Genomic DNA, 11471 nt, shown 5'->3' on the forward strand with positions numbered 1-11471 from the left:
ATATCAACACTCAAGATACACTTTATATTTAACTTATTAGCTCTCAATCAAGTAGTCCATTATTCTTTATAACTTGGCTATACCAGTAGGCACTGTCCTTTATTATTCTGTTTTGATTATTATAGTCTACAAATACAATACCAAACCTCTTTGCATAACCTTCTGCCCACTCAAAATTATCTAAAAATGACCACAGATAATATCCCTTAAGATTTACTCCATCTGAAATTGCTCTGTGAACCTCCTTTAAGTGTTCATAAAGGTAATAAATTCTATAGTCATCTACTACTTTTCCATTGGAATTTACTATATCATTAAAGGCTGCTCCATTTTCTGTAATATATATATCTATACCATTATAATTTTGATGTATAGCCATTAGAATATCATATAACCCCTCAGGATATATTTCCCATCCCATATCAGTTTTTGGGTTATCTACTTCTACTGCCTGCAACCTTTAATGGATAAGCATTTTCATCATATTTAACTACACCTCTGGTGTAATAGTTTATTCCTAAGAAGTCTATCTTTTCCTTTATAATTTCCATATCTTCCTCTAAAATTTCTGGCAGTATATTTTGTTCTTTATACAATTTAACGATATCTTCAGGATAACTTCCCTTAAGTACAGGGTCTAAAAACCATCTATTTACAAAACCATCATTTATTTTGGCTGCAAGTACATCCTTTTCATCTGAAGTAAAGGGATATGACGTTAGTACATTTAAAGTTATACCTATTTTCCCCTTTAAATTCATTTTCCTATAGAGTCTTACAACTTTTCCGTGGGCTAAAAGTACATTATGGGCAACTTGAAGAGCCATTTTATAGTCCTTTATACCTGGTGCGTGTATTCCCAAGCATATCCTAACATTGAAACTACCAAGGTTCATTATGTGTTATCCATATAGGTACTAAATCACCAAACTCCTTAAACATAAGCTCAGCATACTCAACAAAGTAGTCGACAACCTTTCTATTTGCCCATCCACCTAAATCCTGAAGGTGTTGTGGCAAGTCCCAATGATATAGTGTAACTGCAGGCTGTATTCCCTTACTTACAAGTTTGTTAATTAATTTTCTATAAAACTCTAAACCCTTTTGATTTACTTCTCCATAACCCTTTGGAAATATTCTTGCCCAAGATATTGAAAGTCTGTAATTTTTATTCCCAGTTGTTCTAATATTTCTATATCCTTTTCATATAAATGATAATGGTCGCAGGCTACATTACCATTATGATTCTTATATATATTACCTGGAATGGAACTAAACCTATCCCAAATATTTTCTCCTTTACCATCTTCATTATACGCACCTTCTATTTGATATGAAGATGTAGCTACTCCCCAAACAAAGTCCTTTGGAAAAGAATATCTATTCATACTTACCTCCTATTTTTAATTATAAATTTGGCAAGCAACTTAGCGTTCAAGTTGCTTGCCTAAACAAAATAAATTACTCAATTACAAGTGTAACTATCGAATGTCTTACGCTCTTAAATTCTGCTGTTCCTTCATTAATCTTTAGTCTAAAATCAATGTTCTCATCCGATCTATTCATAACAACAACCGCAACCGAACCATCTAAGTTTTTAAATGCTGTAACTTCTAAGTTTTCATACGGATTTACAAAGCCTATTCTCTTTGCTCCTCTTTTTATAAATCTGCTAAAGTGCCCTATATAATAGTAGGAACTTTGGTAATAAACTTTATCATTTTCAGTATCAACAATAATTGGAGCATCACAGTAATTACCTACGTGGTTTGGTCCACCTTGCGTATCTAAAATTAAATTCCAGTCAACCCAACCAACTGTGTGGTTATTTAAATCCCCAATAATGTTGTGTCCATATCTTTCACCAACATTCCAATCTCCAAGCTTTACTCCGCCTTCTTGACAACCTTCTGTAAATAATAGCTTTTTATCTGGAAACTCTTTATGTGTTTTTTCAAGGTTTTCAAACTGATCTCCTGAATACCAGTGGAATCCAACACCCCAAACATACTTTGCTGCTTCTTCATCCGATAATATTACCTTAGCTCTATCATATAATAGGTCTCTATTGTGATCCCAAACTATTATATTTATGTCCTTTAGCCCCTCTTTATATAAGGTTGGCCCTAAATGATTTTTCACAAAATCTCTCTCTTCTTCTGCTGTATATCTACAAGAATCCCAAACCTGAGTTGCTTCAGGCTCGTTTTGAACAGTAATACCCCAAATATCAATGCCCTCTTTCTTCATTGCCTTAATATATTTTGCATAGTAGAGAGCCCAAACATCTTTATACTCATCCTTAAGTCTTCCACCATTATTCATTTCTCCATTTGTTTTCATCCAAGCTGGAGGACTCCAGGGTGAAGAAAAGAGCCTTATTTCTTGGTCTGATATAGATTTTGCTTCTTTTATAAAAGGAATAACATATTTTCGTTCTCTTGCTATATCAAAACTTTCAAGAGAAATGTCATTTTCCTTAACATAATCATAGTTTCCTAATGAAAAGTCACAACTATTTATATGGGTTCTACAAAGGTTATATCCGTGTCCTTCTTTAGTATCAAAATATGCCTTTAAAATATTCTTTCTATTTTCTTCACCAAGCTTATAGAAATTATATGAAGCTGATTCTGTGAAGGCTCCACCAAACCCTTCAATTGTCTGGAAAGTTTGATTTTCAATTACTTCCACAGTTTTATCAAATACTGCATTTTCATTTAAAGAAATATTGCCTTTATATGCTAATCTATCCTTAGTATCCTTAGCTGTCATATATACTTTTATGTTCCTTTTCATTGTTTGCCTCCAACATAATTTATTATTGTAAATGAATTTCTATTTTGTCTACTTTTCCTTCCCTTACAAGCTTTGCATATTCTTCTTCAATTATATTGCCTTGAATATTTACAACACTGCCATCTGATAAGTATATATTAATAGATTGATTAGTTAAATCCATTTCATAGGTATTTTTCTTGATGGATTATGGTAAGTTACAAGGCATTTACCTAAGAAGTTAAAGCTTACTTTATTTTCTTCATCAAATAACCATTCAGGCAATACAGGATTAAAGCTTAAGGTTAATTTTCCATTTCTCACTGCAAATGGTTGTTTTCCAGCAAACATCAATCTCCACATACTTAAAAACTCGGCTGTTGCACCACTCAATCTTGCTACAAATCCTGTTCCGTGTATTGATTCATCTAAGTTAGCACTACTTGCTATAAATGAAGAATTTTCAAGTGGGCTTCTTCCATATACATCTGGATCCATAAATGCAATTATTACCTTCCTGAAGTCATCATAGTATTCCTTATATAAGCCTCCCTTTAGCACCTCGAGCATATACTTATACTCCATATGAAGCCAAATAGATTCATTTTCAAGCCATCCTGGAGTAAAGGCCCTTGCTCTACCTATTTCAATAGTTTCATTTTCTAAGGAAGCATTAACCTTATACATATTTAACTTATTATCAAATAGGCCGCTATTTCTTACCTTATTATATATACCTCTTAAAAATTCCTTATCATTATAAATTTTAAATCCTCTAACTACCCCTTCTAAGAATAGAGGCATCTTTCTTTGCTTAAATTTTAATACTTTAACATATTTGTCTTTGCTTTCATCCTCTATCTTTTGGCTATCGTTTTCTATTACTTCGTATTCTTCTGCCTCATAGTAGAAATATGTTGGCATAATTCCATCATTTTCTTGTAATGCTCTTTCTAAACCTAATCTAAGCTTTTCATTTAGAAGCTCTATTTTCACAGCCAGCTCTTCAGCCTTAACCACTACTTCTTTTCCTTCAAAGCCAAACTTAACATCTTCTCTATATTTTTCTCTTAAATTAGACATTATTGTCCAGAACTCAAAGTCCCTATTTTCTTCATTTAAATCTTTGTATTTATTTATACAATCCAACTCATTTTCTAATAGTTCCATTACTTCAACAGGAACTTTTACACATTCATTTGAGTATTCCTTTAATGTATCCTTAATAAATGTTAATAATCTTGCTAATTCATAGGCCTCTGACACAGATGAACCAAAAGCCCTGGAAGACCATTCAGTGCATCATACCATCCAGGTTTTCCTGCCTCCATTTCAATTCCCATACCCTTTGGATCTACTGTTGCAAATTTAACTACTGCCAGATTTAATAGTTTTACCATAAGGTTGGTTTTATATATTTCACCAAAACCTTTTTTATCCCTCATTATATTTTTGTATTCTTTTCTATCTTCAATTATTTTCTTCTTATCCTTATCAGCAACTAAGGAATTATATTGTCTTACCTTACCATTTGATAAGACGTATCTCTTTTCTCTTGGCAATACAACTTCACAATCATCGAAATATGTGTAATCGTATTCATTAAATAGTAAATCCTTCTTTTTGTCTGGATATACCTCTAAATAGTTTTCGATTAAATCAAGATTATATGTCCAGTGGTCAGTCCAATATCCTTCACCGTGAACTGCATCTACTTCTTCATTTGAATTTTCAATTATTTTTACTAAAAATTCTTCTTCTGATACATTTATTTTAATTTGTTTTTCTTCTATAAATGTAAACAGCTTTCCTGGCGTAAATGGATTCTTTAAAAATTCCTTTAGTTCTTCAGCCTTATCAACAAGACCATCTAATAGGCCTAAGCTATTAGAATCAAATCTATACTTTACACCATTTATAACAAGTGGGTTATATCCATCTGTTTGAATCAAATTCATAAATGTTTTTATGTTATAACTACCAACTGCAGGGTTAAAGAATACATCATTCCTTCTGTTTTGATTTACATCTCTATAGTTTCCGTTACCGCTTGAGTAGTACTCGGGTTGAAGTGAGAAGTAGTTGTAGTCTCTTTCTAAGTCTCCGTGTTTTCTTGAATACATATAGTAAACAAGAGTCTTGCCATCTTTATTAAATACGATTGGGTATCCACCTCTTAAGATGTTATCTAAGTATGTTTGTCTACAGTATTCATCAAAAACCTTTGAGGATGTTTTTGTATATATATCATTAGTAATATTTTCTATTATTCTATTTCCCTCTTCATATTTATTTATCAAATACTCTTCATTCATAAACTTATCTTTATAACCTTCTAAAATATCCATATCAGGTACGTGACCTATTACTGTATATATATTTACCTCTTCTGCTTCTTCAAGTTCAACACTAAAGGCTGAGAAACCACAAGGTATTTTGTTTGCAGTTACTTGTTTTCTATTTAAAATATCTTCTACAGAATTGTTTGCAAATTCATCTGGATAACTAAAGGAAGTATTTCTACCAAATACTAAATCAGGATCTACTATAGGTTTTAAAAGTTCAGATTTATTATTTTTGCTCTTAAAGGATACAAAGAAATTTCCTCTTTAAATTCACTTACGTTTACACTATCCTCAGATGAAGACCTCATCTTATATACAGGAATACCACTCTCTAAATTGTATACAGCCATCCAAGCCTTTAGAGTATTTCCAACCTGTTTTAGCCCTCCATCACTTACACCATAAGGAAGAACTGATGGAGCACCATCTATAATTTCTAATGATTTTTTAGAGTTTGAAATGTTTTTTATAGTTACCTTTCTAATCAACGCAGCTATTCTTTCTTGCGGAAGCATAAAATAAAGCACATCTGTTTTAAGTCCCTTTTCATTGTTTACTTCCTCTCTTCTAATTCATTCATTCCTATATACATATTTTGAGAAATATTTGAATAATCTCGTTGGTTTGCAAAAGGTTCATAAATGCTGTTATCATCAACTAATTTTATAAATGTTCTAAAACCTAAACTTTGAACATTTTGATAACACTTATATGCTGGGAAAAACTCCATTATTGGGTTATCTTTATTTTTATTCCAAAGGATGAAATACACTGTCCTCTATTAACATAGAAAATCCACATTGGAATACCCTTTTACCTGCAATTCCTGGTAAAAAGCTTGAAAAAGTCTTAGAAGTATTAAAATTCTTTATAATAAATCTGTTCTTATTATCAAAGTAATAGTTGCCCATAGACAGCCTCCATTAAAATTTTATTTTTTCTATAGAATAAACCCAAGAAAAACTACTTTAACTTGGGTTAAAAACAATAATCTTTTATTATTCCTTTACAGAACCTGCAGATATACTGCTTATTATATATTTTGAAAATACAGCAAAAGCAATTATTATTGGAATAACTGACATTGAAATAGCTAAATACATTGAACCTAAGTTTTCAGCAACCTTTCCACCCTTTAAATATCCCATTAATACAGGTAGTGGATATTTTGCTGGTGTTGATATAACAATAAGTGGAACTAAATAGTTGTTCCAAGCACCTATAAATGCAAAGATTGACATTGTTGCTATAGCAGGTAGCATCATAGGTAAAATTATCTTATGAAAAATCTCTATTTCACCAGCACCGTCGATTCTTGCAGCCTCAATTAAAGCAGGGTGCATTGTTGACACTAAGTATTGACGCATAAAAATACAGTAAAAGGTGTTGCAATAGAAGGAACTATAAGTGGAATGTAGCTATCTAATGTCTTTAAGGCTTTATTTAACTCATAAAAACCAAGAAGACCTAATTGGCTTGGTATCATCATCATTATTAGAATAAGAATAAATAGAAATTTCTTACCCTTAAAATCATAGGCAAAGAATCCATAGGCAGTTAAAGCGGAAAAATATCCACTGAGCACAGTAACTGAAGCAGCTATAAAGAAGCTGTTTTTAAATCCAAGCCATATTCCAGAAAATCTACCGTCAGTTACGCTCATATGGTACATCATATTTCTATAGTTTTCCATTAAACTTTTGCCTGGTATTAACGTAAATCCTTTTACAATTTCTGTATTTGAACGTGTTGCATTTACTAACATCATTGTAAAGGGAATCAAACATATTATTGCTAATAGTGTCAATAAAGCATATAGTATCCCTTTGATAATATTTGTTTTATTCAATGGTTACACCTCCTTAAACCTCTTCTTTGAACATACCCTTAAATACTATTAATGAAAAGACTAATATTATAATAAATAGTCCATAAGCTACAGCTGCAGCATATCCAAAGTTTCGGTATTTAAATGCTTGGTTATATAAATAAAGTACCATTGTAACCAAGGAACCCTCTGGTCCACCAAGTCCATTTTGTGACATTAAGAAAGGTATTTCGAATAATTGCAATCCACCTATTAATGAAGTTATAACAACGTAAAGCATAATTGGCTTTAATAGTGGTAGTGTCACCTTAAAGAAGGTTTGAGCCCTGTTTGCTCCGTCTATCATAGCAGCTTCAAAATAATCCTTTGAAATTCCTTGTATTCCTGCAAAAACTATAATAAATGTGTGTCCAAACCACAGCCAAGTTTGAATTAAGGATACAGACAGTTGTGCCGTTGCTGGTTGTCCTAACCAATTTACAGGTCTTGAGATAAGTCCATATTTTAATAATAATGAGTTTAAAGCACCGTGTTGCCAATCTAATATAAATAAGAACAATAACGCAACTGAAGAAACTGTCATCAAATTAGGTAGATAAAAAATAGCTCTAAATAAATTTAAGCCCTTTAGTTTCAACCTAATATCTGAAAATATTACCGATAAAATTAGTGCTATCGATAATTGTAGTACAATGTTTACTCCCCATATTTTCCAAGTGTTAACAAAGGCTTGACGGAAATAGCTGTCACCTAATAATCTTGCATATTGTTGTAAACCTACAAAGTTTGCGTTAAACGGTGAACCAAATCCCTTAAAGTCTGTAAAACTCATATATAACGATAGTAGTATAGGATATATTCCAAATATTGTAAACACTATAAAGAAGGGAGAAATAAATAAATATCCATATCTATTTTTTGTTCTCATAGTGCACCCTCTCTCTTTAAAATTAGTATAATAGGTGAACAGATGCCCACCTATTATACTTTAATTTTGTCTATTATTTATCAAGCGGAGTTTTGATTTCTGGATAAGCATTCTTTACTTGCTTATAGAATTCATTTATAACTTGATCTTTTGTCTTCTTTCCATCTACATATTCTGATACTAAGCTTCCCCAAATTTGATCTATACCTTGGTCATACTTTGTTACTATTTCTGGAGTTATCTTTTCTGCTTCCTTTAGGAAGAACTCATAGTGGTTTTGTCCCTTTAAGAAATCATCTTTAGCTGTATCTTTAACTTTATCTGTTACAGGCTTATATGATAGTAAATCTCCTGTTTTGTTGTACCACCAGTTTAGGAATTCTTGATCGTGTGTCATCATTTTTACAAATTCCCAAGCTGCACCTTTGTTTTGTGAACCTGAATATATTCCAACCCAAGTTCCTCCCCAGAAGTATGGTGATGGTCCTGAAGTTAGTCCCCAATCTCCTGCTGTCTCCTTTGCATTTGGCTTAATTACATAGTGTAGTCCCCAAGTTGGCATAACGTAACCGAATACTTCAACTTTCTTGCTATTTTTAGCTTCTTCTACTTTATCCCAGCCTGCATTGAATGGAATTGGTCCTCCCATTGATGCAAACCACGCTGGTGACCATTCTGGTGCCATAGCTGAATATTCTTTATCACGTAGTTGCTTTTGATAATCCATAAAATCAATTTGTGCCTGAGTTAATTGCAATTCATTCTTTCCATTTACCCAAGGCTTTGGTTCTGAACCCTTAGCAAACCAACGAATAGCTCCTTCATCAGGTACTATCTTATATCCTGCTTGTTTTAATTCTTCAGCAGCCTTCATAAAGTTTTCCATATTTGAAAGCTTCTCAGCTACGAATGCTGGGTCATCATTTCCCCATACCTTTCTTGCAATCCATCTCTTATAAATAAATCCACCTGAGTTGCTTGCCAAGATAGAGCCTTTACCTTACCATTATTGTCTTTACCTATATTCCATACATATGGTACATAGTCCTTTTCCCAATCATTTACGTTGTATGGAGCATCTGATAGGTTTTCCCAATATGGCATATCTACCCATTGCTTAACCCAAGCAATTTCTGCTGTAAATACGTCTGGAGCACCTTGACCACTATCAAGAACTGGTTGAAGCTTTGATGCATAATCTGCAGTAGGAACAATAGTAAGTTCTGTTTTTATTCCATACTTTTCTTCAAAATACTTTAGTGGTTCTTTAAGCTCGTCTGTAAAAGACCAAACTTTAAGTACTTTTGTCTTGTCAACTTCTAATTTTTTCTCATTGTCACCTGTTTTTTAGGTCCACATCCAACAAGTGATGTAGTAACTAATACTGTTGATAATAAAATACCAAGATATTTTTTAAGTTTCATCAAATTTACCCCTCTTTTTTGATGTTTCTATAGCAACACGTTGTGTTACCATCTTAACTTATTATTATTTTCGAAACCGGTTTCGAATGCACTAAAAAAATAATTATTTTGATTATTTTAAAGATTCGCAGGAATCTCTAATAACTAATTCAACAGGAACAATAACAGATGTTCTATTAATTTTTTATCTATCATATTAACTAAAATATCTGCTGCATTTTCACCTAATAAATCTGTATTTTGTTTTATTGTTGTAAGCTTTGGTGTTATATACCTTGATATTTCTAAATCGTCATATCCTATAACTGATATATCTTTAGGCACTTTAAGTCCCTTTTCCTTTATTGCATTTATCGCACCTATGGCCATAAAATCTCCTGCTGCAAAAACTGCAGTTGGCGGTTCTTTTAATTCTAAGAGTTTTTTCATCGCATCATAGCCGCCTTCAAAGGAGAAATATCCACCATCTACAAAATACTCATCCCTTATTTCTACACCAAGTTCTATTAAGGCATTTTTAAATTCATTAAATCTTACATTACCTGAAAATGTATCCTTACTACCATAAATATGCGCAATCCTTCTATGCCCTAATGAATATAGATATTCTGCTGCCATAAAGCAGCCTTGTGCATCATCAGAATGAACACTGCTTACTCTATTACTTTCATTATCTATTAAAACACAAGGAAAATCACTTTTTATAATATCTTGTATTTGCTTATCATCAGGTTGAGAGGTAATTATTATTACTCCATCAACTGCTCTTATCTTACAATGGTCTAAATAACTTATTCTATCTCCACCTATATCTTTAGAAATGAAGAGCAAGTCATAACCTCTTGACTCAACAGCTTTTTGAAACTTTCAATCACAGAGTTGAAAAATGGGTGTTTCATACCAACATTTAGTTTTTCATCAAATAAAACACAGATTGTCCAGGACTTTTTGTAGTTAAAATCCTTGCGTGGGAATTGGGGATGTACCCCATTTCATTTGCCTTCTCTAATATTATTCTTTTAGTCTTTTCACTAACATCTGGGTAATTATTTAAGGCCTTTGATACTGTCGTTGGCGAAAACCCTGTTTCTTTTGATATATCATAAATTGTTACAGTCAAGTTTAAACACCTCTTATTCTTTTTCGAAACCCATTTCGTAACTTTAATTTAATTATAACAAAGACTTTACTTTGAAGTCAACAGATTTTTTAAAAAATTTCAGTAAATTTAAAAATATATACTTTTCATAAACAAATGTTAACAACCACATTTTATAAAAACAAGCCACAAAATATAATTTTTGTGGCTTTATCTTCTAAAGTTTTGTCTGCATTCTACACGCCTTAATTAAATTCTTAAATAAAATCGTATTTGTTACCGCTCCCACTCCACCTGGAACAGGAGTTATAGCCAAAACAATGTCTTTAATATCATCAAAATCTACATCACCACAGAGGTTACCCACATTATCCACATTTATACCAACATCAATAACTGTTGTTCCTTCACTTACATATTCTCTATTTATATACTTTGCACGTCCTATTGCAACAATTAAAATATCTGCTTGCTTTGTTATTTCCTTTAAGTTTTGTGTTTTTGAGTGGCATATTGTAACTGTAGCATCTTCATTTAAAAGGAGCATTGAGAGTGGTTTCCTACAACCATTGACCTTCCAATCACAACAACGTTTTTTCCTTTTAAATCTATATTGTAATGCTTTAATATTTCTATAACTGCATATGGCGTACAAGGAGCAAAGCCTGATTTATCCCCCTCCACAACCTTTGCTACATTTACAGGGTTTATACAGTCTACATCCTTATTTGGGTTTATATAGTTTTTTACCCTATCCTCCTCAATATGCTTAGGTAATGGTCTAAAAGAAGCAAACCGTGTATAGAATTATCATTGTTTATTCCTTCTATGCAATCAATTAAATCCTTAGTATCTATGCTTTCCTCTAATTCAAAAACCTCAACCTTTATACCAAGCTTTTCAGCTCTTTTTATTGCACCACGTTCATAGGATATGTCGCTTTCATTTCTACCTACCCTTAAAATTGCAAGTTTAGGTTCAATACCCATACCCTTTATGTTATTTACTTCTCTTATTATCTCTTCTGACAGCTTATCTGCAACCTGTTTTCCATATAATATCAAAATAT

General features: G+C 32.2%; 16 protein-coding genes and 2 pseudogenes. All 18 read right to left on the bottom strand.

Annotated elements, in window-relative coordinates; all coding sequences use genetic code 11:
- Nucleotides 1–43 precede the first annotated feature (43 nt).
- The 18 genes and pseudogenes from PL321_RS06555 to PL321_RS06640 all read right to left on the bottom strand — a co-directional run bounded on the left by PL321_RS06555 (nt 44) and on the right by PL321_RS06640 (nt 11469).
- Entirely contained in the window at nt 44–457 is a 414-nt protein-coding gene (locus tag PL321_RS06555) for a family 1 glycosylhydrolase (protein ID WP_273963935.1), read from the bottom strand.
- Entirely contained in the window at nt 435–896 is a 462-nt protein-coding gene (locus tag PL321_RS06560) for a family 1 glycosylhydrolase (RefSeq protein WP_273963936.1), read from the bottom strand. The genes PL321_RS06555 and PL321_RS06560 overlap by 23 nt, the downstream gene beginning before the upstream one ends.
- Nucleotides 883–1388 (bottom strand): annotated as a pseudogene (locus tag PL321_RS21110) (glycoside hydrolase family 1 protein). Before PL321_RS21110 ends, PL321_RS06560 begins: the two are co-directional and overlap by 14 nt.
- 73 nt (nt 1389–1461) lie before the next feature.
- Nucleotides 1462–2799 (bottom strand): glycoside hydrolase family 30 protein, encoded by a 1338-nt coding sequence (locus tag PL321_RS06575; RefSeq protein ID WP_273963938.1) that lies wholly within the window; start codon nt 2797–2799, stop codon nt 1462–1464.
- A gap of 22 nt (nt 2800–2821) precedes the next feature.
- Nucleotides 2822–2962 (bottom strand): hypothetical protein, encoded by a 141-nt coding sequence (locus PL321_RS06580; RefSeq protein ID WP_273963939.1) that lies wholly within the window; start codon nt 2960–2962, stop codon nt 2822–2824.
- A complete protein-coding gene (locus tag PL321_RS06585; protein WP_273963940.1) occupies nt 2953–4044 on the bottom strand; it encodes a hypothetical protein in 1092 nt (363 codons plus the stop codon). Before PL321_RS06585 ends, PL321_RS06580 begins: the two co-directional genes overlap by 10 nt.
- The gene (locus PL321_RS06590) at nt 4023–5126 is read right to left on the bottom strand and encodes a hypothetical protein (RefSeq protein WP_273963941.1); all 1104 of its coding nucleotides are present in this window, start codon (nt 5124–5126) and stop codon (nt 4023–4025) included. Before PL321_RS06590 ends, PL321_RS06585 begins: the two co-directional genes overlap by 22 nt.
- A gap of 206 nt (nt 5127–5332) precedes the next feature.
- Nucleotides 5333–5638, bottom strand: a complete 306-nt coding sequence (locus tag PL321_RS06595; protein WP_273963942.1) for a hypothetical protein — start codon at nt 5636–5638, stop codon at nt 5333–5335.
- Nucleotides 5639–5676: 38 nt separating this feature from the next.
- Nucleotides 5677–5853: a hypothetical protein gene (locus tag PL321_RS06600; protein ID WP_273963944.1), complete on the bottom strand. Its 177-nt coding sequence runs from the start codon at nt 5851–5853 to the stop codon at nt 5677–5679.
- A gap of 19 nt (nt 5854–5872) precedes the next feature.
- Nucleotides 5873–6034 (bottom strand): hypothetical protein, encoded by a 162-nt coding sequence (locus PL321_RS06605; RefSeq protein WP_273963945.1) that lies wholly within the window; start codon nt 6032–6034, stop codon nt 5873–5875.
- 87 nt (nt 6035–6121) lie between these two features.
- Entirely contained in the window at nt 6122–6490 is a 369-nt protein-coding gene (locus tag PL321_RS19750) for a carbohydrate ABC transporter permease (RefSeq protein ID WP_337960981.1), read from the bottom strand.
- Nucleotides 6475–6972 (bottom strand): hypothetical protein, encoded by a 498-nt coding sequence (locus PL321_RS19755; protein ID WP_337960982.1) that lies wholly within the window; start codon nt 6970–6972, stop codon nt 6475–6477. The genes PL321_RS19750 and PL321_RS19755 overlap by 16 nt, the downstream gene beginning before the upstream one ends.
- Nucleotides 6973–6985: 13 nt before the next feature.
- Entirely contained in the window at nt 6986–7879 is an 894-nt protein-coding gene (locus PL321_RS06615) for a carbohydrate ABC transporter permease (RefSeq protein ID WP_273963946.1), read from the bottom strand.
- 73 nt (nt 7880–7952) lie between these two features.
- Nucleotides 7953–8765: a hypothetical protein gene (locus PL321_RS06620; RefSeq protein WP_273963947.1), complete on the bottom strand. Its 813-nt coding sequence runs from the start codon at nt 8763–8765 to the stop codon at nt 7953–7955.
- A gap of 17 nt (nt 8766–8782) precedes the next feature.
- Nucleotides 8783–9112: an extracellular solute-binding protein gene (locus PL321_RS06625; RefSeq protein ID WP_273964443.1), complete on the bottom strand. Its 330-nt coding sequence runs from the start codon at nt 9110–9112 to the stop codon at nt 8783–8785.
- A 335-nt stretch (nt 9113–9447) separates the two neighbouring features.
- A complete protein-coding gene (locus PL321_RS06630; protein WP_273963948.1) occupies nt 9448–10134 on the bottom strand; it encodes a substrate-binding domain-containing protein in 687 nt (228 codons plus the stop codon).
- Between the two features lie 76 nt (nt 10135–10210).
- Nucleotides 10211–10423, bottom strand: a complete 213-nt coding sequence (locus PL321_RS06635) for a LacI family DNA-binding transcriptional regulator (protein WP_273963949.1) — start codon at nt 10421–10423, stop codon at nt 10211–10213.
- A gap of 196 nt (nt 10424–10619) precedes the next feature.
- A pseudogene (locus PL321_RS06640) lies at nt 10620–11469 on the bottom strand (bifunctional 5,10-methylenetetrahydrofolate dehydrogenase/5,10-methenyltetrahydrofolate cyclohydrolase).
- Nucleotides 11470–11471 lie beyond the last annotated feature (2 nt).

The sequence above is a fragment of the Caloramator sp. mosi_1 genome, from assembly GCF_028622835.1.
In the GTDB taxonomy this organism is placed as follows: domain Bacteria; phylum Bacillota; class Clostridia; order Clostridiales; family Caloramatoraceae; genus Thermobrachium.

Coding starts and splice junctions, on each gene's coding strand:
- PL321_RS06560 (WP_273963936.1), bottom strand. CDS start 896: ATGAACCTTGGTAGTTTCAATGTTAGGATATGCTTGGGAATACACGCA.
- PL321_RS06620 (WP_273963947.1), bottom strand. CDS start 8,765: ATGGAAAACTTTATGAAGGCTGCTGAAGAATTAAAACAAGCAGGATAT.
- PL321_RS06595 (WP_273963942.1), bottom strand. CDS start 5,638: ATGCTTCCGCAAGAAAGAATAGCTGCGTTGATTAGAAAGGTAACTATA.
- PL321_RS06605 (WP_273963945.1), bottom strand. CDS start 6,034: ATGGGCAACTATTACTTTGATAATAAGAACAGATTTATTATAAAGAAT.
- PL321_RS06615 (WP_273963946.1), bottom strand. CDS start 7,879: ATGAGAACAAAAAATAGATATGGATATTTATTTATTTCTCCCTTCTTT.
- PL321_RS19750 (WP_337960981.1), bottom strand. CDS start 6,490: ATGCGTCAATACTTAGTGTCAACAATGCACCCTGCTTTAATTGAGGCT.
- PL321_RS06590 (WP_273963941.1), bottom strand. CDS start 5,126: ATGGATATTTTAGAAGGTTATAAAGATAAGTTTATGAATGAAGAGTAT.
- PL321_RS06580 (WP_273963939.1), bottom strand. CDS start 2,962: ATGGATTTAACTAATCAATCTATTAATATATACTTATCAGATGGCAGT.
- PL321_RS06600 (WP_273963944.1), bottom strand. CDS start 5,853: ATGGAGTTTTTCCCAGCATATAAGTGTTATCAAAATGTTCAAAGTTTA.
- PL321_RS06575 (WP_273963938.1), bottom strand. CDS start 2,799: ATGAAAAGGAACATAAAAGTATATATGACAGCTAAGGATACTAAGGAT.